This is a genomic window from Hymenobacter terrenus (assembly GCF_000972495.1).
Taxonomy (GTDB): Bacteria; Bacteroidota; Bacteroidia; order Cytophagales; family Hymenobacteraceae; genus Hymenobacter; species Hymenobacter terrenus.
The window spans coordinates 617,726-638,880 of record NZ_LATM01000001.1 but is presented as its reverse complement, the minus strand read 5'-3'; the positions used below and the strand labels follow the sequence as shown (position 1 = coordinate 638,880).

Below are 21,155 nucleotides of genomic sequence, written 5' to 3'. Positions count from 1 at the left end.
ATGAGGAATGAAGAGCGAGATCCGGGCAATTGGCGGCTGCCAATGCGCATTCCCAATTCTTCATTCCTCATTCTTCATCACAAAACTACGGACTATTGTCCTTCTGTCGCGTTCGAGCCAGTCACGCCTAGCTTGAAGGTGATGGGCAAGCTGGTCAGAATGGGGTATTCGGGCTTTTTAAATTTAAGCAGGCGCACTACGCGCAGGGCTTCTTCGCCCGTACCGCCTCCAACCTGCTTCACCAGCTTCACCCCCGACATGGTGCCGTCGGGGTTCAGTGTAAAGCTCACAATGCACTGGCCCTGAATGCGGTTACGCTTGGCCATTAAGGGGTATTTCAGCTCTTGAGCAATGAAGGCATACATGGCTGTCTGGCCGCCTTCGTAGTACTCCGCTACCGGAATGGTTTTGCCGCCCGTCGAGCCAATACCTGTGCCTTGTTCGGTCTGAGGTTTGGTGGGCTGGGTATTGGGGGCGGTTTGGGCGGTGGCTGCCGTGGCAGCCGCCAGCAGCAGGCCCAAAGCCAACTGCGGGACGGATGTTTTTTTTGTCATGTTATAATAAAGGAGCGGAGAAACAAAGAGGAAGCAACCCGTATGGGGTCGGACGCCGTTGGCAATTTAGGGGCCAATCTACGCATTGAGCGCGGCTTCCACCCCTCCCCACTGCTTGTTCACGTCGGCAATAAAGGCGAGTACTTCGTCGCGACCTTGGCTGGTCTCGGCCGAGGTCTGGAAATAGCGCGGCAGCTCATCCCAAATTTCCTGCATCTTGCTCAGGTAAGTCCCCACCAATGCTTTAGTTTGCGCCGTTGATTGTTTGTCTATTTTGGTGAATATCATGACGAAAGGAATGCCCTCTTCGCCAAGCTTCTCCATGAATTCCAGGTCTGCGGCCTGTGGTGGATGGCGCGAATCTATTAGCACACACACGCACATCAAATTGGGACGGTGGCGTAAATAGAAATTAATCATGCGTGCCCATTCCGCACGGGAAGTTTTGCTCACTTTAGCATAACCGTAGCCGGGTAAATCCACCAAATACCATTCTTCGTTAATTAGGAAATGGTTAATCAACTGCGTCTTTCCGGGTGAGGATGACGTTTTAGCCAAACCATTACGGCCTGTCAACATATTTATTAAAGAAGATTTGCCAACGTTGGAACGGCCAATAAAAGCGTACTCTGGCAGCGTAGGCGCGGGGCAGAGTTCGGCCCGGGAATTACTGGTCAGGAAACGGGCATCGCGAATAAGCATCGATTTTCTGGGGAATAATAAAACTAATAGGCGGCAAAATTACGCCTGAAACCAAGCTCTCACTCAATAAATAAAAATGACAAAACCCATGGCTATTACACTGCTACTTCTATATTTGCACGACATGCCCTCCAATTCAGGAAAGCACCTCTCTCGTACTTACATGCAGTTGAATGGCTGAAATTTTGCCAAAAACGGCTTTTCGTGGGCAAAAAACTTATCTTTGTCCGTCGTTGCTCTCCCTATAGTAGGGCTTTGCAAGGAAGCCCAGACGCTTAGGTACGGTTACCTTCTTCGCAAATCGGGATTAAACCTAACCCTGCCGTAGTTTTTCAGTATAAGCCCAAAATATAGTTTGTTGCCTCTCACGTATAAGCGGCACATTTCTTCGTTTAACCCCTTCAGAATTTCTTTTTTCAACCCTCTCCTCCAATGGACAACTTATCCAGAAGGTTACTGCAAGCGTCGTGCGCTGTTGCTCTCACCGCCGCTATGGCTACTCCGGCCTCCGCGCAAAGCACGCGTAAGGACCTGAAAACCGGCAACAAGTTCTTCGAGCAGGAAAATTACCGCGCCGCTCTTCCGTATTACGAAAAAGTGCTGGCCAAAGACCCGAACAACGCCAAGGCCCTCTTCAACGCTGGTATTTCCTACATGTCCTTTGATAAGGAAAAGGCCAGCGACTATATTTATAAGGCGCAAAAACTCAAACCCAAAGTGTCGAAAGACGTGGAGTACTGGCTCGGCCGGGTCGACCACCTCAACTACAACTTTGATGAGGCTGTGGCTCACTTCCAGGCCTACAATGCTACGCTGAAGAAAAACGACCAGCGCAAAGAAGAGCTAGCGCAGCTGATTCAGCACAGCAAAAACGCCAAGGTGCAGTTCAATTCGCCTAAGGACATCTTTGTGAAGAACCTGGGCCCCACCATCAATTCGCAATTCTCGGAGCACAGCCCCGTTATTTCGTCGGATGATAAGCTGCTCATTTTCACCTCGCGTGGCGAGAGCGTAACCGGTGCCAGTGGCAACGTTTCAGACAAGAAAAACAAGAGTGTAGCCGCTGACGGTGAGTACTACGAAGACATTTTCGAAACCCGCCGTATTGATGATGAGAACTGGGAGAAGCCGCGCTCGCTAAGCGGCGTGCTCAACGGCAAAGGCCACGATGCCTCGACGCAGCTGTTCGACAACGATACCAAGCTGCTCATGTACCGCAATGACAATGGCGGTGACATCTTCGTGGCAGAAAAATCAGGTACTGACTGGACGGCTCCCAAACCGCTGGATGCCAATATCAACTCGAAGGCGTATGAAGGTGATGCATACATTTCGCCAGACGGGTTGATGATTATTTTTGCTACCGGCAAATATTCAGAGGATGGTACCCTTGACCTGTACACGTCGACCCGTACCGCCGGCGGCGAATTTGGTCCTCCCAAATCACTCGGTGCTAACATTAACACCAAATACGATGACGACAGCCCGTACCTGAGCAAGGATGGCAAAACGTTGTATTTCTCGTCGCGTGGCCATAACACCATGGGCGGCTACGACATTTTCAAGTCGGAGTACGACGAAAACAGCCGCCGCTGGGGTGCTGCTCAGAACATGGGTTACCCCATCAACACACCCGATGATGACTCTTACTACCGCCTCAGCCCGGATGGCTCGTATGCCTACCTGAGCAGCTACCGCATCGGGGGCTACGGCGAGAAGGACATCTACACCATCAATTATATCAAAAACTCCAACATCGTCGGTAAGGTATTCTCATCGCGCGATAGCACGAGCGTAATTCCGGGTGTTGAACTGGTATTCAGCGGAGCGACGGCCGATAAATCGGCGCTGAGCTTCCGCGACGTTACCAAGCCGGATGGTGGCTACCAAGTGGCCGTGCTGTCGGGACGTACCTACCAGGTGGCGGTGAGCAAGGATGGCAAGAACATCGAAACGCAGGAATTTGCCGTGCCGGTGTCAACGAATGACTCGACAACCATCACGAAGAACTTCTACGTGAACTACATCGATACTACCGCTACGGCTGGTGGTTTCAAAAACATCTACTTCGATACCGACAAGTACAAGCTGCGTCCGGAATCTATTGTGACGCTGAACGAAATCAGCCAGAAACTGATTGCGTCTCCTGGTGTAAACATTTCGATTGAGGGCCACTGCGACTCGCGCAACACCGACGAGTACAACATGGTACTTGGTCAGAACCGTGCTGAGGCGGCTTATAACTACCTCAAGAAGCAGGGGGTAGCCGATACCCGCATGACGACCGTGAGCTACGGCGAGCGTCGTCCGGCTGCCCCGAACGATTCGCCTGAGAACATGCAGCTTAACCGTCGTGACGAGTTCAAGGTGGTGCTGAAAGAAGGTGAGACGGTGCCTACTGCTGCTCCCGCTCCGGCTGCTACGTCGGCCCCGGCTCCCGCAACTCCAGCTCCGTTGAGCCCTGGCAAGACTAAGATGAAAGCTGCTGACGGCACCAAGGTGAAAACCAAAGTGGACGAGGATTCGGACAAAGTGAAGGTGAAAACCAAAGGTGCCCAAGGCGAAAAGTCCAAAACGACCACCAAAAACGGGGAGTTGGATGCCAAAGCCAAAGATGCCAACGGTGAAAAAACCAAAATCAAGGCCAAAACGGAGTAGCCGTTGAGGTTAGTGAACAGGGAAGCGGGCCGGGCAAATTGTCCGGCTCGCTTTTTTGTGGCCTTTAATTACTGGCTGCGTTTCTTTTGCGACTATTTAACTTAACAAACCAGCCCGGTTGGGCGTTGGGGGAGAACAATTTTCTCGCTTCATTTCCGTTCTTTGCGCCCGCTCATGGCTGTAGTACCCTACAAAGACAATTCCGCCGATAAGAAATCGCAGGTTGCCCAGATGTTTAACTCCATCGCGGGTAAGTATGATTTCCTCAACCACTTTCTCAGCGCCGGCACCGACATTTACTGGCGGCGCAAGGCGGTGGACGAGTTGAAAACCCTGCGCCCGGCTCGTATCCTAGACATTGCCACCGGCACCGCCGACTTCGCAATCGAAACCCTCCGCACTGCTGCGCCCGACGCGCACGTGACCGGTGTGGACATTTCGGAGGGCATGCTGGAGGTAGGCCGCCGCAAGCTGGCCGCCAAAGGATTGGGCAATCGCATTCAGCTGGAGCTGGGTGACTCGGAAAACCTGCCTTTTGAGGACGGGGAATTTGACGCGGTGACGGCCTCGTTTGGAGTACGCAACTTTGCGCACTTGGAGGCTGGGCTCGCCGAGATGCGGCGCGTGCTGCGGCCGGGTGGCAAGCTCGTCATTCTGGAATTTAGCAAGCCAACGGCTTTTCCCCTCAAGCAAGCATATAATTTTTATTTCCGTCGGGTGCTGCCGGTTTTTGGCAAATTGATTTCCAAAGACCAGTCTGCCTACACCTACCTGCCGGCTTCGGTGCAGGCATTTCCCGACGGCACTGATTTCCTGGCTATTCTGGCTAAGGTCGGCTTCAAAGAACCTGCATGGCAACCACTCACATTCGGTATCAGCTCCATTTACACGGCGCACAACTAAAGCGCTTCACGCTGTTCGGCTTCCTCGTGCTCCTTGTGCCAACGGCGGCATTGGCGCAGCGCAAAGCCAGCTCGCGGGCCAACCGTAAGAACGGCACCGTCAGGTCCATTACGGTGAAGAACTTGTCGAACTACGATGACCGGTGGTTTCACCCCGGCATGTACGTGAGCTTGTCGGCTTCGCGGTTTGTGATTGAGCAGTCGCCTACCTATATTCAAAATCAAAATATCATCGCCAACTCGACTTACAGCCCGAGCCTGGGCGTGGGCTTTATTGGCGATGTGCGGTTGGGTGGGCCCGGGTCGCCGTTTATTCTGCGCTTTTCGCCGGGGGTCAACTTCCTGACTCGTAGGGTGGAGTTTAAGCCGCGCGGTTATCCTAAACCCGACTCCATCGTTACCCAGGAGGTTAATTCCACAGTGGTCCAGTTTCCATTGATGCTGAAGTATCAGTCGGACCGGCGTCGTAACTCGCGGGTATACATGATTGCGGGCATCAACCCGATACTGACGGCCAGTAACCGCCGTAGCGACCCGCTACGCAACCAGTTGCAGGCCGTGAGCAGCGACCTGACGCTGGAATATGGTGTGGGCCTGGATTTGTTCTACCCGCTGTTTAAGCTGGCGCCCGAGCTACGCTTTTCGCACGGCCTGCGTAATTTACTGGTTCCACGCAATGATGTATTCAGCCAAAGCTTACAGAGTATCAGCACCAACTCGGTGACGCTCTACATCAATATCCAGAATTAATTATCAGGCAATGGGTGCAGCAGCCAGAGTACTTAGGTGGTTGCGATGAGCCGATTGCTTGTTTTGCTTCATGAAGACTGCATTTATTACCGGCGCGTCGTCGGGTATTGGTCGGGCCACGGCTGTAGCGTTGGCCGGAGCCGGGTTTCAGTTGGTTGTGACCGGGCGGCGACGCGAAAGGCTCGATGAGCTGGCGGCTCAGCTGGCTCCGGTGCCGGTGCATGTGCTGGTGTTCGACGTGCGCGACCGGGCGGCGGTGCAGGCGGCCGTGGCCACGCTCCCGGCCGAGCTGCAGGCGCCCGATGTATTGGTGAATAATGCCGGGGGCGCGCACGGTCTCACGCCTATTCAGAGCGGCGACCCGGCGGATTGGGACCAGATGCTGGACGCCAACGTGCGCGGCCTGCTGAACGTTACCCACGCGCTGCTGCCGGGCATGACGGCCCGGCAGAGCGGCTTTATCCTGAACATCGGGTCAATTGCGGGGCAGGAAGCCTACGCTAACGGCAACGTGTATTGCGCCAGCAAAGCGGCGGTGGCCATGCTCACCAAAACCATGCGGCTCGATTTGTTGCCCACCGGCGTGCGGGTGGCCGAAGTGAACCCCGGCGCGGTAGAAACCGAGTTTTCGCAGGTGCGCTTCAAGGGCGACGAGGCCCGGGCGGCGAAGGTGTACGAAGGCTTCGAGCCATTGCGGCCCGAGGATGTTGCCGATATCATCGTATTTATGGTGACCCGGCCGCCGCACGTGACGATTGCCGAGGTGCTGGTGCTGGCCGGGGCGCAGGGGGCTGCTACTACCATCGTGCGGAAATAGCTTTTTTCGTGCTTAGCTGAGAGAGGAAAAGAAGACTTATGTTTCCTCTCTCTCAACTAACCCAAACAGCCTCTGGTGAGGCCGTTTTACTATTTTGTTCTCTAAACGAGGGTTTGCAGAACAGCTTGATTTAGCTCGTGCTTGCCCTCGAAGGTGATGAGCCGCGGGGTGCTGCCCAGCAATTGAAGTTGCTGTTGTTGCTGGGCTATTTGAGCTGCGGAGATGTATTCATCATTCGTGCCGACCACCATGGTTAGAGTCAAGTCTTGCAGAAGATGCCTTGCTATGGCGGGCTCCAAGTCATTGGGGAAGCCGCCGGCCCAGAGGATGAGCTGAACCGGCCGGAAGTGAGCCTGGGCCAGCCAGCGGCTCACCGTAGCCGTGCCTTGGGAGAAGCCTAAAACGGTCACCTGAACATCAGGCAGGCACTCGTCCAGTATTTTGTCGGCTAGTTGATTGAGGAAGCCGACGTGGTCTTCGATTTCGGCGAGGCGGTCGTCGCGGGTCATCCAACTGGCGCCCACGCGGCCACTATTGCCAGTGAGGTAGAAGCGGGAGAGGCCTTCCGGGGCGATGACAACCGTGGTCGGGTCTGCCTCGGTAAGAAAAGCGAAATGGCGGGAAAAGTAGGCTGCCAACTGCCCGTAGCCGTGGCACACAAACCAGATGCGCTTGGTCTGGGCCGATAATTCGCCCAGCTGATAGTAGCGGGCGGAGCGGGTGACGGCGAGGTGGTGTTCGGTCATTTTTAGTTGACTGATTATTAGTTGTCGATGGCTGCGTTGCTTGGTTTGGTGGTTAGCAACCTCACGCAATAAATCCAGCTGCACTGATTACTAAGCTTAGAGCTAAGGCAAGTCATCGGCTGAAAAGTTGAATGGTATCAGCAGGGCGAAGGAGTCGAAACGCAGGATGGTGCCGGTGCGGCTAGGTAGCAGCAGCGGGATGGGCTGACTCTGACGAGTTTCGTATTCCAGCATCACTTGGCGGCAGGCGCCGCAGGGAAGGGCAGGCCCAAACTGACCTTGGGCGGGACGGGCGGCGACGGCCATGCCCACGATGGGTGCGTGCTGGGGCTGATTGGCCGCCAGCCCAAACAGCGCGGTGCGCTCGGCGCAGAGGCCTGATGGATACGCGGCGTTTTCCTGGTTGGTGCCGCGAAAAATGGTGCCATCGGCCAGGAGCAGGGCAGCCCCGACGTGAAAGCCAGAGTAGGGGGCGTAGGCATGGGCGGTGGCGTCGCGGGCTGCCTGCCACAGGGCCTGCTCAGCGGCGGTGAGGTCGTTGGTATCGTCCAGCTCCTCATAGGAAATGAGCTGCTGTTTAGAAATGCGGGCCATGCGGTAGGGATAATGGGCAGTGAAGATAGGGGAGTAGCACGGACTTTGGGAATTCGCGCATGAACCGCCTATCGGCGGACTCCCAAAGTCCGCGCTACCCGCGGTGCCGTGTACTTTTGCCGCATGACTACCCGCCTCCTGCTCCTTGGTGCCGGCCGCTCGGCCTCGTCCCTCCTTCAGTACTTACTGCGCCACGCGCCAACCGAAAAGTGGTTTCTGACCGTGGCCGACGTGAGCCCGGCCCACCTTGCGCCGGTGCTGGCCGCGCATTCGGAATACGCCCGTGCGGTGCCTTTTTCGACGGATGACGAGGCGTTGTTGGAAGAGATGGTAGAGCAGGCCGACATTGTTATTTCAATGCTGCCGGCCCCACTCCACCCGCTGGTGGCGCGGGCCTGCGTGCGTCATGGGCGCCACTTGGCCACGGCCAGCTACGTGAGCCCGGAGATTCGGGCGTTGCACGACGATGCCACGGCCGCTGGTGTGACGCTGCTCATGGAGTGCGGCCTCGACCCCGGCCTCGACCATATGTCGGCCATGCGGGCCATCGAGCATATCCGGGCGCGGGGCGGAGTTATTACGTCTTTCAAAAGCTACTGTGGGGGGCTGCTGGCCCCGGCCGCCGAAGAGAATAACCCCTGGAAATACAAGTTCACCTGGAACCCGCGTAACGTAGTGCTGGCCGGTCAAAGCACTGCCAAATACCTCGAAAATGGCCACCTGCGCTTCATTCCCTACCAGCAGCTATTTGCCCGCACCGAGAGGCTGGCCGTGCCTGGCTACGGCGAGTTTGAGGGCTACGCCAACCGCGACTCGCTGAGTTACCGCGCCCCGTACGGCCTCGCCCATATCCCAACTATTTTGCGTGGCACGCTGCGTCGACCGGGCTATTGTGCTGCTTGGCACGCGCTGGTGCGCCTGGGCCTCACCGACGATTCGGTGAACCTCGACAACCCCGAAACCATGACCTGGGCTGAGCTTGTGGCTGCTTATCTGCCGGTGCCGCCCCTACCAGGCCTCGACTTGCCCACGCGCCTGGCAACCTATCTTGGCCTCGAACCGGAGAGTGAGGAAATGGGCCGCCTGAATTGGCTGGGGCTGTTTTCGAACCGGCCCGTGGGTCACGCCCGCGCCACCCCCGCCCAACTGCTCGAACGCCTGCTCAGCGAAAAATGGCAGTTGCAGCCCCACGACCACGACCTGATTGTGATGCAACACCTCTTCGAGTTTGAGCTGGGCGGCACCACGCACCGTCTCACGTCGTCGCTGGCCGTGGTGGGCGATGACGCCACCCATACCGGTATGGCCAAAACCGTGGGGCTGCCCTTGGGCATGGCCGTGCGGCGGCTTGCGCGGGGCGAAATGGGGCAGCGTGGCGTACTGATTCCGGTGGGAGCCGACTTGTACGAGCCGATTCTCAATGAGCTGGCGGTCGAATACGGTATTCGCTTTACGGAAGAGGAACGCTAGAGCTGCTTTTCGTAGCGCGAACTATGTAGTCCGCATCTCCGGGCCATTAAAGTCGCTCGGGTACGCGAACTACAAAGTTCGCGCTACGGCCAAGCGCCGCAATACTGCCAGGCCTATTTCGTTGAGGTTGCTCAATGCAAGCACTACTAGCTTATCTGCGATTACGCTGGCGCCTGCTGGGTCGGCAACTGCTGGAAATAGGTTGGGTGCGGCTCGCAATACTTATCCCGGTACTGGTGGCGGTTGGGGGGAGGGTGGTTATTACGGCGGCGGCCCACCCCCAGGTACAGTGGGCCGTGCCGGTGGGGGTGGCGCTGCTGCTGGTGTCAGCGCACCGGCAGCGGTCCGATTGGCGCTTTCTGGTTATCAGTGCTCCACATTTTCGACGCTGGTTGGCGGTAGAATACTTGTTCTGGGCTTCGCCAGTGGCCATGGTGTTGCTGCTTTTTAAGGACTGGGGGGCAGCAGCGCTTACGCTGGGCCTGGCGCCGCTGGCGGCGTTGGCGCCACCGATGGGTGAAACTCAGAGTACGCGCCAAAAGGGGCGCAGTCTTTTTCGCAGCGAGGCCTTTGAGTGGGTGAGTGGCATGCGGGCGGGGGGCGCCTGGGTAGTGTGGCCGGCGCTACTGGCTGCGGCTATCTGGCAGCGCGGAACACCGTTGGGGCCAGTGCTGGCCTTGGGCGGCTGGCTGCTGGTGCTGCTGGCCTACTACGGGGTGCCCGAGCCCATGACCATGTTGGTGCTGGCCGCGCGCGGACCGGGGCCTTTTCTGCGCCGTCGGCTGTTGCTGGGGCTTACCTACGCGGGACTTAGCGCCGCGCCCTTCCTGTGGCTGCTGGCTAGTGGGCCGGCTGGAGTAGGCGGGGCGCTGGCGGTAGGGCTGGCCTGGCTGGGGTTGGTGGGGTTGATTATCATCACTAAGTACGCTTTCTACCCTAATGCTTTGCACATTCGCACCACGCAGGCGCTAGTGGTAGGCATGGCGCTGGCCATGCCGGGCAACCCCGTGTATCCGGCGCTGCTGCTGGTAGCGGCGGGTGGGCTCATCTGGCAAAGCCGACGGCGCCTGCGGGCAGTGCTGGGGACCAGAGGCAAGCAGTAGCGCGGACTCTATAGTCCGCGCTACTGCTTGCCTCTTTCTTTACCAAATTAGAAGCCACGCTACTCTTTTAGAACAATGCTTGAAATCCGTAACCTGCGCAAAGCCTACGGCGCCCACGTCGTGCTGCACGATGTGAGCCTGACTTTGCGGCCTGGTACCATCCATGGATTGGTGGGGGCCAATGGCGCGGGCAAAACCACGCTGCTCAACTGCCTCTACGGGCTGGAAACGGACTTCTCAGGCGTCGTGCGCGACACCGCGGGCCGTGCCGTGCGTGAGCACACCGGCCTGCTGCCCTACGAGCCGTATTTCTACCCGCGCCTCACCGGACGCGAGTACCTGGAGTTTTGCCTGCAAGCCCGGGGCCGGGCGGTCGCGGATTTTACTGGCTGGAACCGCTTGCTCGAATTGCCGCTCGACCAGTACGCCGACGAGTACTCGGCCGGCATGCACAAGAAGCTGGCGCTGCTGGCCTTGCTGGTGCAGCAGTTCGATTACCTGATTCTTGACGAGCCCTTCAATGGCCTCGATCTGGAAGCCAACCTGCTGCTCAAGGAGATTCTGCGGCGGTTGCGCGACCGGGGCACCGGCATTCTGCTTACCTCGCACATTCTGGGGGCCCTTACCGAAACGGCCGATGAGGTGACGGTGCTGGTAGGCGGACTCGTACAGCGGCACTACCTGGCCGCCGAGTTTGGTACCCTCGAAACCGACCTGCTCAATAGCCTGCACCGCGAGAAGCTTGGGTTACTCAGTTCATTGCTGTAACCCGAGATGAAATGAACTGCCAATAGCGCGGCCTTTTAGGCCGTGACCAGCGGGCTCGCGGTCTAAAAGGCCGCGCTGCGTGTATACCAACTTGGAAATCCTGCGTGGAGCTGCTGCCTGCACGCGCTACAGCGCCAAATAAAACCCCGCCAGTAAGGCCCGGAACCTGGCCGAGTACGCAGCTCCGGTAGCATCCTGAATGACCAGCTCCGTTTCCGTCACGGTTGTGGCAGCGCGCCCAAAGCTGCTGATATGCCGCGTCACGCGCCCGCCCGGCCGGTGCCGCACGGCTAGCCGCGTGCGCAGAAATAACCCCGCCGCCGTTGCTTCGACTGCGAAGAGCTGCATTTCCGGCGGCGGCAGCAGCACGGTCAGCTGGCCCGTCGGCAGCAGAAATCGGGCCGCAAACGCACTTATTTCTCCAAACGAAAGCGAGGCCGCACCTTCGTGCCGGGCCGTGCGGCGAGCCGCCTCGGCCGAGGGCAACGAGTGCCGGAAAAACGGCGGATTGCACACGATGTGGCTCAACGGCGCGGGCTGGCTAGCTGCGTACTCGGCCAAGCTCAGGGCCCGCACCCGGATGCGGGCTGCCCAGGGGCTGGCTGTCGCGTTGGCCGCCGCCTGGGTGGCGGCGGCCACCTCAATCTCCACGGCTTCGATATCGACGGTGGGGTGGCGCTGAGCGGCCATGAGGGCCAGCAGGCCGGTGCCGGTGCCGATATCGAGCAGGCGGGTAGCGCCGGTGAGGTCGATGGCCGCGCCGAGCAGGCAGGCGTCGGTGCTGACTTTCATGGCGCACTGGCTCTGCTCGATGCGGAACTGCTGGAACTGGAAGTAGTCGTTCGGCAATTTGTTGTTAGCGGATGGCGATGAGCCGCCCGTGCTCAAACCGGAAATAGTGGGCGCCGTTGCGACCCGCTTCTCCCAGCAGGCCAGTGAAAATGATTAGGCGACTATTCAGCCGAAAACGGATTGGCTCAAAGTCCTCGGTTGGCGTCGCGGCGGGGGCGCTAAACCAGCAGCAGGTGCTGACATCGTTAAAATAGACGGTGCCCGTTTTTACGTCGATGATGGCACTGCTGAGGCACTCGGCACCGCACCCCCAAGTGGCCGCAATGTAATGCCCCGCAAAATTGGGTTTGCCCTGCGCAGCTTCTCGGATGCGCGTCCGAAAGAGCCACGCCGCCGTGCCGCGAACAAGTTTTGGCGCTGCTTGCCGGCCATGGTACCGCTCGGCCACGGGGTAGTTGCTGAACTGCGGTTGGTAGGATTGGCCCGAGGCCGCCGCCGGAATAAACAGCCCCCCGAGCAATAAGCCGAATCGCATCAAAACAGAGGATTTATAGCGATGTCGCTTTACTGATGGCCTCGTAGCCCTCATCCACCAGCAATCCCTTGCCCATGGCGCTTTGCACGGCCAGCACGTCGCAGCGCTCGTTTTCGGCGTGGCCGGCGTGGCCTTTTATCCAGTGGAAGGTGACTTTGCGCTGCTTGTAGATGCGCAGAAAGCGGCGCCACAGGTCCTCGTTGGCTTTCTTGCCGAAGTCGGGTTTCTTTTCCCAACCGAAAACCCACTTTTTCTCCACGGCATCGACCACGTACTTCGAGTCGGATACGACGCGGATGGGCAGCTCGGGCCGGGTCACGGCTTCGAGGCCCACGATGACGGCCAGCAGCTCCATGCGGTTGTTGGTGGTGAGACGGAAGCCCTGGGTTAGCTCTTTTTCGTGGGGGCCGTAGCGGAGAATGGCGCCGTAGCCGCCCGGCCCAGGGTTGCCGCGGGCCGAGCCGTCGGTGAATAGATGAATCATGTGGGTACTTAGTGCTTTGTGCCTGGAACTTGGATGCCGGGCCATCAGAACGTCATGCTGAGCGCAGCCGAAGCATCTCGCGTGTGGTAGTAATCAGTACCGTTGAACGATTGAGTTACTTCTCCGAGCGAGATGCTTCGCTTCGCTCTGCATGACACGTTCTGATGGCCCAGGAGTCCGTCAGCCAGAGGCTAGAAATTAGATTTGAAGAGCTTGATGGCGATGGCCAGCAGAATCACGCCGAACACGCGGCGCAGTACGTCCTCGCCGGCTTTGCCCAGCTGGCGTTCAATCCAGTAGCTAGTTTTGAGCACGACGTACACGAATAGCAGGTTTAGGCTGATGCCGACCAGAATGTTGGGCAGCGAATAGGCCGCCCGCAACGAGAGCAGCGTCGTCATGGTGCCGGCGCCCACGATGAGTGGGAACGCCAGCGGCACAATTGAGCCCGTCGAGGCCGACAGATCGGACTTAAACAGCTCGATGCCGAGTATCATTTCCAGGCCGATGAGGAAGATGACGATGGCTCCGGCCAGGGCAAAGCTTTGGTTATCGACCCCGAGCAGGCCCAGCAGGCTTTGACCCACAAACAAGAAGCCCACCATGAGGCCACCGGCCACGACGGTCGCCAGCCCGGCCTTGACCTGACCCTCGCGCTGCCGAATTTGGATGATAATCGGAATGGATCCAATAATATCAATAACGGCAAACAGCGTGAGCGTAACGGACAAAATCTGCTTAAAGGAGAACATGAGCTGTTTTGATTATGAATTATGAGTTATGAATTCACGACCGGCGGGCGGAAAGGCTGGTGTAGCGCCAATTCATAATTGCTAATTCATAATTAAACCGGGTATTCTTTGGCGAAGAACTGTACCAGCGCCTCGAAGGCGGCGTCGGGCACGGCGGGGAAGTTGGCGATGCGCACGGTGGTGTTTTTCAGCGGGCCGTAGCCGCTGCCCAGATGCAGGCCGGCTTCGAGGGCTTTGCGCTTGATTTCTTCGATGGTGGCGGCGTCGCCCTTCAAGCCGATGACGGTGGTGGAGCGGGTTTCGGGGTTGGTGATGAGAGGCGTGAGCGGGGTGGCCTGCTCGAAGAAGTCATACAGCTTCTGGGCGCGGTCGACGAGGTGCTGGTGCACGGTTTTGATGGGCTCGCGGTCGGCCAGCACCCGGCTCAGCAGGTAAATGCCGAGCACGTTGGGCGTGTAGTTGGTTTGGTAGTTGAGCATCTGGGCCAGCATGGCGGGCAGGCCGTTGTAGTGGGCGCGGTCGTTCACGGCCTTGGCCTGGGCCACGGCGCGGGGCGAGAGCAGGAGCACGCCCAGCCCAGCCGGCAGCCCGAAACACTTCTGCACCGAGCCAAACCAGACGTCGGCCTTGATGTACTTCAGGTTGAGGCCGCCCAGCGAGCTAGTGGCATCCACGGCCAGCAGATTGCTCCCGAGGCGGTTGTAGAGGTTCAGGATGAAGCCTTCGCGCAGCTGGGTGGCGGTGCTGGTTTCATTTTGGGTGATGCACACCAGGTCGGTGTCTTCGGCCGAGAAGGGGAGGGCGGCCACGTCGGGCACCTCGTCTACGCCGAAGGATACGCCGGTGCTGGCGGGCTTCAGGGCCTGGGCGTACTTCAGCCATTTCTCGCCAAAATCACCATTGTAGAGGTGAAAGCTGCGGCGGGGCGTGAGGCCCTGGGCCAGGATTTCCCAGGCCTCGGTGGCCGAGCCGGTGAACAGGACGGTGTAGTCCTGCGGCACGTTGAGCTTGGTTTTGAGGTCGGCCACGGTCTGGCGCACCAAGCTGGTTACTTTTTCGGAGCGGTGGGGGGCCGAGAGCCAGCCCTCGTCAAACGCATCGGTCAGGTATTGGCGAACGGCCGGATATACGGCCGAAGGCCCGGGATTGAAGGTATACATAAGGAGAAAAAGCTAGAGGGAAAGCGCCGCGCTCACAAAGGTAGCGGCCAGACCACAGCGCCCGCCACTGGATTATGGGTGCGCAGGGGCAAAAGCAACGTCAGCAAATCCGACTCATTGCCCCCAAGCCTTTTCCCGTCATTCTGAAGCAGGTTCTCTCCATTCCGAAGCTCGTGCTCGCCATTCCGAAGCGTCTTCCCGCCTCTCCGAAGCTTGTTCCCACCGTTCCGAAGTCTGTTCTCGGCCCTCCGAAGCTCGTTCCCACCGTTCCGAAGCTTGTTCCCGGGGTTCCGAAGCCTCTTCCCATCGGCTGGAAGGAGCTTCGGAACGACGGGAACGAGCTTCGGAATACCCTAAACCCGAAACCCTACCCGCTTGGGCTGCTGGTTCACGAACCACTGCACGGCGAGCCGGTAGCTTTCGAGGCCAAAGCCGCTGATGCAGCCGGCGCAGTGCCGGCCCAGCAGGCTTTTCTGGCGAAATTCCTCGCGGGCGGCCAGGTTGCTCAGGTGCACCTCAATCACGGGCGTGGCAATGGCGGCCACAGCATCGGCCAGGGCAATGCTGGTGTGGGTGTAGGCCCCGGCATTGAGCACGATGCCATGGTGGGTGAAGCCTACTTCGTGCAGCTTATCGAGCAGGGCGCCCTCGTGGTTCGACTGGAAGTGCGCGAGCTGCAAATCGGGAAAAGCCGCTTCCAGCTCGGGGAAAAAATCATCAAACGAGCGAGTACCGTAGATGCCCGGCTCGCGACGGCCCAGCAAGTTCAGATTGGGGCCATTTACTATGAGAAGGTTCAATTGAATTATGAGTTAGAAATTAGGAGTTATGAATTGGGCGGCTTTCAAGCTGGTGCGCAGTAGCGCGAACTTTGTAGTCCGCGTTCCGGAACAAAACCCGAACGATGCAAGCGACGCGGGAACGCGGACTACAAAGTTCGCGCGACTAGAGAGGTAGGGAGTTGAATTCTGAATAGGAGCTATGAAGAGCACTTCAACGTGCAAATTGAGCAATTCATAACTCATAATTTCTAATTCATAATTAAAAGCACGCTTTAGCTTTGATTGAGAGCAGGATGCTGGACGGAAGCTTGCAGGTTTTGAGTTTATGGGCACGAATGGACACGAAGGCCTCGGCCGGAAGGTGCTCATTAGTCGTGCAGCAGGCGCAGCCAATAAGACGTTTCGCACGCTTCCTTTGCATTGGCCCCGATAGAAGTGCCGCTCCGCAGCAACTGTTTTGACAAGATGAAGTCGCGTTGTTTCATGATTTCCAATTCATAATTAAGTATGACCTGGCCTCAAGCCCTGAAACAATTCGACGGCTACCTACGCCTCGAAAAGTCGCTCTCGCCTAACTCGGTGGAGGCCTACGTGCGCGATGCCACCAAGCTTCAGCAGTTTCTGCTCATGGAAAAGCTGCACCTGGGGCCTTTGCAAGTGACCACGCCCGTGCTGCGCGACTTCCTGACCACGCTGCAAGGTCTGGGGCTGGGCGCCACCTCGCAGGCCCGCACTCTGTCGGGCCTCAAAGCCTTCTTCAGCTTCCTCATCATGGAAGACCTGCTGAAGCTCGACCCCACCGACACCCTCGAAGCCCCCAAAACCGGCCGCCACCTGCCCGACACCCTCAGCTACCCCGAAATTGAGCAGCTGCTGGCCGCCATCGACCTCAGCACCGACGACGGCCTGCGCGCCCGCGCCCTGCTCGAAGTCATGTACTCGTCGGGCCTGCGCGTGAGCGAGCTGTGCGACCTGCGCCTGAGCAACATGTACGCCGAGCAGGGCTTCGTGAAAGTGCTGGGCAAGGGTAACAAGGAGCGCCTCGTGCCCATCGGCCGCGAAGCCCTCAAGCACCTCAACTTCTACCTCAGCGGCGTACGCGGCCACCTCGACATCAAGTCCGGCGCCGAAGACTTCGTCTTCCTCAGCCAGCGCGGCCGGCCGTTGTCGCGCATCACCGTCTTCACCACCCTCAAGAAGCTGGCTGAGCAGGCGGGCCTGCGCAAAACCATCAGCCCGCACACCCTGCGACACTCCTTCGCCACCCACCTCATCGAAGGCGGCGCCGACCTCCGCGCCGTCCAGGAAATGCTCGGCCACGCCAGCATCACCACCACCGAAATATACACTCACCTCGACCGGGACTACCTGCGCCAGGTCATCACCGAGTTTCACCCCCGCAGTTAGAGAAGGAGGGGAGAACGGGAGGGTGGGAGTGGGGAGAAGAGGGAGTACAAGAACGACCGCTCCCCTCCTTACCAAGGAGGGGACGCTGGCGCGAAGCGCTAGCCGGGGTGGTTGTGGGCGTTGAACAATAGGCAAACCCAAGCAGAGCCCCACGCGCTGGCATCGTTCCCGAGTTTTCAGTTGCTCCCCGCTCTATCCAAGGGCGAAAGCGTTTTGTTCAATTGCCCATATTCGTGGTCCCGGCCACTTTCAAGCCCGTATTGCGTAAATTTGGCCTTCATGCTCCCATCGAATGGCAGATAATCGTTATAAAAATCCTCCCGCCGGCCCCTCTGCCAACCGCCCTGTCGAACCCCGGCAGCCTCGGCGCAACGAGTCGCGCCCCGCGGGCCCGGAGCCCGCGCCCGCGCGTCCAGCACCCCGGCCCGCCGCCGCCAACGTGCCCAAAGCAGCGCGGGTAGCCGCCGCCAAGCCTCCCCGGGCTCCCCGTGGTCCGCTGCCAGGCATTGGCAACGTAGTGGCGCTGCTGCGCGACCGGCGCTTTCATCTCTTCATTGGGTTTGGGCTGCTACTAGCCAGCTTGTACCTCACCATTGCCTTCACCTCTTTCCTCTTCACCGGCCACGCCGACCAGAGCGTGGTGGCTGCCCTGGGCACCACGCCACTCAAGGAAGCCGGGCAGGAATCTGGCAACTGGCTGGGCCTGCTCGGGGCCTGGGGGGCGCAGCTATTCATTTACAAGCTGTTTGGCGTGGCGGCGTTTGCCCTCATTCCCATCGTATTTTTCCTGGGGTATAAGATTGTGTTCCGTACGGCCACCGGCTCGGTGAGCTACGTGCTGGCCCTGGGCCTGTTCACCATGGCGTGGCTGAGCGTGTTGCTGGGCTACGTGGTGGTAAGCCTGACCAAGCCCGGCGACGACCCCACCCTGGCCCACCGCCTCGATTTCCTATGCGGCGGCGTGGGCTTCGAAGCCGCCGCCTGGCTCGATAGCCTCATTGGCTGGGGCACGGTGCTGCTGCTGGCCTTTGCTTTGATTTCCTTCGTGGTGTTCTTCTTCAACGTCACCAGCATCAACCTGGGCAACTTCCGCCGCCTCGGCGTAGAAGACGACCCGGACGAAGACGCCGAGCTGGAAGCCGAGCTAGCCGCCGAGCAGGCCGCCACCCCAGTAGCCGCCGCTCCTCCCGTCAAAGCGAAGCCCCTGGTGCAGGAATCAGCGACTGTTTCGGCGGCTACTGTGGCGGCCAATGGAGCCCAGGCGGCCCGCCCTGCCCTGCAGCTCAGCGCCGAGGAGCCCGAAGAAGCCCCGGCCCAAGTTGAGTACGAGCCCGCGCCCCGGACCACTGCGGGGGCCGGTGTTGCCCTCAGCGTTGCCGGTGCTGTGGCCGCCCCAGCCGTGGCGGCCGTGGCTGCCACGGCCGCCACGGCGGTGCCGCTGGCCGTTACCGGACCGGCTTTCTCCATCGAAATGCCTACCCCGGAAGCGCCGGCCGTCACCCCGACCGGGTTGGCATCCACCATTCCCACCCCGCTTTCCTTGGCCGATTTGGCGGATACCAACACCCCGCTGCCTAAGCCCGAGAAGCCAGCTATGCCCGACCTCACCCTCACCGTGCCCGGCCGCGACGACCTCGACCCCAACGCGGGCGCCGACATCGCCGCCGTGGCCGATGAGGACGAGGACGCCGACGCCATGCCGCCCGGCAACTACGACCCCACGCTGGAGCTTTCCCGCTTCCAATTCCCCACCCTGGAGCTGCTCAACGACTATGGCCAGCCCAAGGCCCAGGTTACCAAGGAAGAGTTGGAAGCTAACAAGGACCGCATTGTCGAGACGTTGGGCCACTACGGCATCGGCATCGCCAGCATCAAGGCCACCATCGGCCCCACGGTCACGCTCTATGAAATCGTGCCCGAAGTGGGCGTGCGCATCTCCAAAATTAAGAGCCTGGAAGACGACATTGCTCTGAGCTTGGCCGCGTTGGGCATCCGCATCATCGCGCCCATCCCGGGCAAAGGCACCATCGGCATCGAGGTGCCCAACACCAAAAAGGAGATGGTGAGCATCCGCTCAGTGCTGGGCTCAGAGAAGTTCGCCCGCTCGGAAATGGACCTGCCAGTGGCCTTCGGTCGCACCATCACCAATGAGGTTTTCGTGGCCGACCTGGCCAAGATGCCCCACTTGCTCATGGCCGGGGCCACCGGCCAGGGCAAGTCGGTTGGCCTGAACGTGATTCTGGCCTCGTTGCTCTATAAGCGCCACCCCGCCCAGCTGAAGTTCGTGCTCGTCGACCCCAAAAAGGTTGAATTGAGCATCTTCAACAAGATTGAGCGTCACTACCTGGCCAAGCTGCCCGACACCGACGAGGCCATCATTACCGACACGAAGAAGGTGGTGAATACCCTCAACTCGCTGTGCATGGAGATGGACCGGCGCTACGATTTGCTGAAAGAAGCCGGCTGCCGCAACCTCAAGGAGTACAACCATAAGTTCATCGAGCGCCGCCTTAACCCCAAGAAAGGCCACCGCTTTCTGCCTTTCATCGTGCTGGTAATCGACGAACTAGCCGACTTGATGATGACGGCTGGTAAGGAAGTGGAAACGCCCATTGCGCGCCTGGCGCAGCTGGCCCGTGCCATTGGTATTCACCTCATTGTGGCCACCCAGCGCCCGAGTGTGAACGTCATCACCGGCATCATCAAAGCCAACTTTCCCTGCCGGATTTCCTTCAAGGTGACCAGCAAAATCGATTCCCGCACCATTCTCGACACCGGCGGGGCCGACCAGCTCATCGGCCAGGGCGACATGCTGTTCTCCGCCGGTTCGGACCTGATTCGGGTGCAGTGTGCCTTCATCGACACCCCAGAAGTAGACCGCGTCTGCGACTTTATTGGCGAGCAGCAGGGCTACAATGATGCCTACCTGCTGCCCGAAGTAGCCGGGGCCGACGGCGACGCCGGTAGCGGCAACGAGGAAATGGACCCCTCGGAGCGCGACACCATGTTTGAAGAAGCTGCCCGCTGCATCGTGCTGCACCAGCAAGGCAGCACCAGCTTGCTCCAGCGCAAGCTCAAACTCGGCTACAACCGTGCCGGCCGCCTCATCGACCAGCTCCAGCACGCCGGCATCGTGGGCCCCTTTGAAGGCAGCAAAGCCCGCGACGTACTCATTCCCGACGAATACCAACTGGAGCAACTCCTCAACAGCATGAAGTAGCCACGTAGAACGCCCTGTCTATGTAGAACGCAGCCTTTACTGCGTTGCGTTGAACGAGTGTTGTGCTGAGTTGATGCTGTATCGAACGACGCCCACAGCCGCCGCTCGCCAACGCAACAAAGGCTGCATTCTACTTATTTCGCCCTCAACGGTGCCACGCCAGCACTTTGGCCGGGCGTTTGTTACACAAAATCCGTACAGACTATTCGAGCGTATCAACAAGCGCTTTCAGTTCTTCCCCATCTAATGAAAAAAACCTTCTCCCTGTTGCTGCTCGCGGCCACCTTGGCGCTGCCCGCCGCCGCCCAGCAGGACCCCAAAGCCGGTAAAATCCTTGACCAGATGAGCGCCAAGTACCAGGCGCTAAAAGCCTTCCAGGCCACCTTTACCCAAACGCTGGAAAACCCGGGCGCCAAAGTGAAGCAGAACATCAATGGTGACATCATTGTGAGTGGTCAGAAATTTCGGCTCAAAATCAGCGGCCAAGAAGTCATCAACAACGGCACCACTACCTGGACTTATCTGAAGAATGAGAACGAGGTCAACATCTCCGATTCCGACCCGGATTCGCAGGAGATGTCGCCTTCGCAGATTTACACGATGTACAAAAAAGGGTATAAGTACACCTACGTGCAGCAAGTGAATGAAAGCGGTGAAGCCCTTGATGTTATCGAGTTGGCCCCGGAGAACCGTCAAAATGACGTATTCAAAGTCCGCCTGAAAGTGCGCAAGAACGATGCATCGGTCAAAAGCTGGCAGATGTTCAAAAAGAACGGCAATCAGTACACATTCTTCATCAAGAAGTTCCAGCCCAACCCGCCTGTTGATGCCAATACTTTTGCCTTCGATAAAGCAAAGTACAAGGGCGTGAAAGTGGTAGACCTGCGGTAGTAGATTGGTGGCCCATCGTTAGCCGATAAATAAATGAGACGGCCCACTTCGAAAGAGGCGGGCCGTTT

General features: G+C 58.8%; 21 protein-coding genes. 10 read left to right on the top strand and 11 right to left on the bottom strand.

Annotated features, from left to right (window positions below):
- Window positions 1–92: 92 nt before the first annotated feature.
- Both WX88_RS02765 and yihA read right to left on the bottom strand, forming a co-directional pair.
- Window positions 93–554, bottom strand: coding sequence for an energy transducer TonB (locus WX88_RS02765; protein WP_046242717.1), 462 nt, complete (start codon window positions 552–554; stop codon window positions 93–95).
- A gap of 78 nt (window positions 555–632) precedes the next feature.
- Complete coding sequence (yihA, locus tag WX88_RS02760; protein ID WP_046242716.1) at window positions 633–1,256, bottom strand: ribosome biogenesis GTP-binding protein YihA/YsxC; 624 nt, start codon at window positions 1,254–1,256, stop codon at window positions 633–635.
- Window positions 1,257–1,688: 432 nt separating this feature from the next.
- Here yihA and WX88_RS02755 point away from each other — a divergent pair, with 432 nt between their 5' ends.
- The 4 genes from WX88_RS02755 to WX88_RS02740 all read left to right on the top strand — a co-directional run bounded on the left by WX88_RS02755 (window position 1,689) and on the right by WX88_RS02740 (window position 6,383).
- Entirely contained in the window at window positions 1,689–3,914 is a 2,226-nt protein-coding gene (locus tag WX88_RS02755; RefSeq protein WP_231590610.1) for an OmpA family protein, read from the top strand.
- A 174-nt stretch (window positions 3,915–4,088) separates the two neighbouring features.
- Entirely contained in the window at window positions 4,089–4,817 is a 729-nt protein-coding gene (gene ubiE / locus WX88_RS02750) for a bifunctional demethylmenaquinone methyltransferase/2-methoxy-6-polyprenyl-1,4-benzoquinol methylase UbiE (RefSeq protein ID WP_046242714.1), read from the top strand.
- Window positions 4,766–5,566, top strand: coding sequence for a type IX secretion/gliding motility protein PorT/SprT (gene porT, locus WX88_RS02745; protein ID WP_082115807.1), 801 nt, complete (start codon window positions 4,766–4,768; stop codon window positions 5,564–5,566). Before ubiE ends, porT begins: the two co-directional genes overlap by 52 nt.
- Window positions 5,567–5,636: 70 nt before the next feature.
- Window positions 5,637–6,383 (top strand): SDR family NAD(P)-dependent oxidoreductase, encoded by a 747-nt coding sequence (locus WX88_RS02740; RefSeq protein WP_046242712.1) that lies wholly within the window; start codon window positions 5,637–5,639, stop codon window positions 6,381–6,383.
- Between the two features lie 101 nt (window positions 6,384–6,484).
- Here WX88_RS02740 and WX88_RS02735 read toward each other — a convergent pair whose 3' ends face one another.
- Window positions 6,485–7,129: an alpha/beta hydrolase gene (locus WX88_RS02735; RefSeq protein WP_046242711.1), complete on the bottom strand. Its 645-nt coding sequence runs from the start codon at window positions 7,127–7,129 to the stop codon at window positions 6,485–6,487.
- A 102-nt stretch (window positions 7,130–7,231) separates the two neighbouring features.
- Complete coding sequence (locus WX88_RS02730) at window positions 7,232–7,723, bottom strand: cytidine deaminase (RefSeq protein WP_046242710.1); 492 nt, start codon at window positions 7,721–7,723, stop codon at window positions 7,232–7,234.
- Between the two features lie 123 nt (window positions 7,724–7,846).
- Here WX88_RS02730 and WX88_RS02725 point away from each other — a divergent pair, with 123 nt between their 5' ends.
- The 3 genes from WX88_RS02725 (at window position 7,847) to WX88_RS02715 (ending at window position 11,064) form a co-directional block, all read left to right on the top strand.
- Window positions 7,847–9,193 (top strand): saccharopine dehydrogenase family protein, encoded by a 1,347-nt coding sequence (locus WX88_RS02725; protein WP_046242709.1) that lies wholly within the window; start codon window positions 7,847–7,849, stop codon window positions 9,191–9,193.
- Window positions 9,194–9,327: 134 nt separating this feature from the next.
- Entirely contained in the window at window positions 9,328–10,296 is a 969-nt protein-coding gene (locus WX88_RS02720; RefSeq protein ID WP_046242708.1) for a hypothetical protein, read from the top strand.
- 75 nt (window positions 10,297–10,371) lie between these two features.
- Window positions 10,372–11,064, top strand: a complete 693-nt coding sequence (locus WX88_RS02715) for an ATP-binding cassette domain-containing protein (protein WP_046242707.1) — start codon at window positions 10,372–10,374, stop codon at window positions 11,062–11,064.
- A 126-nt stretch (window positions 11,065–11,190) separates the two neighbouring features.
- Here the strand turns inward: WX88_RS02715 and WX88_RS02710 are convergent, their stop codons facing one another.
- From WX88_RS02710 to WX88_RS31295, 7 genes are all read right to left on the bottom strand, one after another.
- Window positions 11,191–11,913, bottom strand: a complete 723-nt coding sequence (locus tag WX88_RS02710; RefSeq protein ID WP_156175914.1) for a tRNA1(Val) (adenine(37)-N6)-methyltransferase — start codon at window positions 11,911–11,913, stop codon at window positions 11,191–11,193.
- 7 nt (window positions 11,914–11,920) lie between these two features.
- A complete protein-coding gene (locus tag WX88_RS27130) occupies window positions 11,921–12,391 on the bottom strand; it encodes a hypothetical protein (RefSeq protein WP_052732269.1) in 471 nt (156 codons plus the stop codon).
- A 13-nt stretch (window positions 12,392–12,404) separates the two neighbouring features.
- Window positions 12,405–12,875: a ribonuclease HI gene (rnhA, locus tag WX88_RS02700; RefSeq protein WP_046242706.1), complete on the bottom strand. Its 471-nt coding sequence runs from the start codon at window positions 12,873–12,875 to the stop codon at window positions 12,405–12,407.
- A gap of 191 nt (window positions 12,876–13,066) precedes the next feature.
- Window positions 13,067–13,627, bottom strand: coding sequence for a MarC family protein (locus tag WX88_RS02695; protein WP_046242705.1), 561 nt, complete (start codon window positions 13,625–13,627; stop codon window positions 13,067–13,069).
- Window positions 13,628–13,719: 92 nt separating this feature from the next.
- A complete protein-coding gene (locus tag WX88_RS02690; protein ID WP_046242704.1) occupies window positions 13,720–14,787 on the bottom strand; it encodes an aminotransferase class V-fold PLP-dependent enzyme in 1,068 nt (355 codons plus the stop codon).
- A gap of 353 nt (window positions 14,788–15,140) precedes the next feature.
- Window positions 15,141–15,587 (bottom strand): type II 3-dehydroquinate dehydratase, encoded by a 447-nt coding sequence (gene aroQ, locus WX88_RS02685; RefSeq protein WP_046242703.1) that lies wholly within the window; start codon window positions 15,585–15,587, stop codon window positions 15,141–15,143.
- 350 nt (window positions 15,588–15,937) lie between these two features.
- A complete protein-coding gene (locus WX88_RS31295) occupies window positions 15,938–16,054 on the bottom strand; it encodes a four helix bundle protein (protein WP_231590609.1) in 117 nt (38 codons plus the stop codon).
- A gap of 22 nt (window positions 16,055–16,076) precedes the next feature.
- Between WX88_RS31295 and xerD the strand changes: the two genes are divergently transcribed.
- The 3 genes from xerD (at window position 16,077) to WX88_RS02670 (ending at window position 21,087) form a co-directional block, all read left to right on the top strand.
- Window positions 16,077–16,976, top strand: a complete 900-nt coding sequence (gene xerD, locus WX88_RS02680) for a site-specific tyrosine recombinase XerD (RefSeq protein WP_046242702.1) — start codon at window positions 16,077–16,079, stop codon at window positions 16,974–16,976.
- Between the two features lie 292 nt (window positions 16,977–17,268).
- Entirely contained in the window at window positions 17,269–20,196 is a 2,928-nt protein-coding gene (locus tag WX88_RS29365) for an FtsK/SpoIIIE family DNA translocase (protein WP_082115805.1), read from the top strand.
- A 246-nt stretch (window positions 20,197–20,442) separates the two neighbouring features.
- Complete coding sequence (locus WX88_RS02670) at window positions 20,443–21,087, top strand: LolA family protein (protein ID WP_046242701.1); 645 nt, start codon at window positions 20,443–20,445, stop codon at window positions 21,085–21,087.
- The last annotated feature ends 68 nt before the right edge of the window (window positions 21,088–21,155 follow it).

Coding starts and splice junctions, on each gene's coding strand:
- WX88_RS02765 (WP_046242717.1), bottom strand. CDS start 554: ATGACAAAAAAAACATCCGTCCCGCAGTTGGCTTTGGGCCTGCTGCTG.
- yihA (WP_046242716.1), bottom strand. CDS start 1,256: ATGCTTATTCGCGATGCCCGTTTCCTGACCAGTAATTCCCGGGCCGAA.
- WX88_RS02755 (WP_231590610.1), top strand. CDS start 1,689: ATGGACAACTTATCCAGAAGGTTACTGCAAGCGTCGTGCGCTGTTGCT.
- ubiE (WP_046242714.1), top strand. CDS start 4,089: ATGGCTGTAGTACCCTACAAAGACAATTCCGCCGATAAGAAATCGCAG.
- porT (WP_082115807.1), top strand. CDS start 4,766: ATGGCAACCACTCACATTCGGTATCAGCTCCATTTACACGGCGCACAA.
- WX88_RS02740 (WP_046242712.1), top strand. CDS start 5,637: ATGAAGACTGCATTTATTACCGGCGCGTCGTCGGGTATTGGTCGGGCC.
- WX88_RS02735 (WP_046242711.1), bottom strand. CDS start 7,129: ATGACCGAACACCACCTCGCCGTCACCCGCTCCGCCCGCTACTATCAG.
- WX88_RS02730 (WP_046242710.1), bottom strand. CDS start 7,723: ATGGCCCGCATTTCTAAACAGCAGCTCATTTCCTATGAGGAGCTGGAC.
- WX88_RS02725 (WP_046242709.1), top strand. CDS start 7,847: ATGACTACCCGCCTCCTGCTCCTTGGTGCCGGCCGCTCGGCCTCGTCC.
- WX88_RS02720 (WP_046242708.1), top strand. CDS start 9,328: ATGCAAGCACTACTAGCTTATCTGCGATTACGCTGGCGCCTGCTGGGT.
- WX88_RS02715 (WP_046242707.1), top strand. CDS start 10,372: ATGCTTGAAATCCGTAACCTGCGCAAAGCCTACGGCGCCCACGTCGTG.
- WX88_RS27130 (WP_052732269.1), bottom strand. CDS start 12,391: ATGCGATTCGGCTTATTGCTCGGGGGGCTGTTTATTCCGGCGGCGGCC.
- rnhA (WP_046242706.1), bottom strand. CDS start 12,875: ATGATTCATCTATTCACCGACGGCTCGGCCCGCGGCAACCCTGGGCCG.
- WX88_RS02695 (WP_046242705.1), bottom strand. CDS start 13,627: ATGTTCTCCTTTAAGCAGATTTTGTCCGTTACGCTCACGCTGTTTGCC.
- WX88_RS02690 (WP_046242704.1), bottom strand. CDS start 14,787: ATGTATACCTTCAATCCCGGGCCTTCGGCCGTATATCCGGCCGTTCGC.
- WX88_RS31295 (WP_231590609.1), bottom strand. CDS start 16,054: ATGAAACAACGCGACTTCATCTTGTCAAAACAGTTGCTGCGGAGCGGC.
- xerD (WP_046242702.1), top strand. CDS start 16,077: ATGACCTGGCCTCAAGCCCTGAAACAATTCGACGGCTACCTACGCCTC.
- WX88_RS29365 (WP_082115805.1), top strand. CDS start 17,269: ATGGCAGATAATCGTTATAAAAATCCTCCCGCCGGCCCCTCTGCCAAC.
- WX88_RS02670 (WP_046242701.1), top strand. CDS start 20,443: ATGAAAAAAACCTTCTCCCTGTTGCTGCTCGCGGCCACCTTGGCGCTG.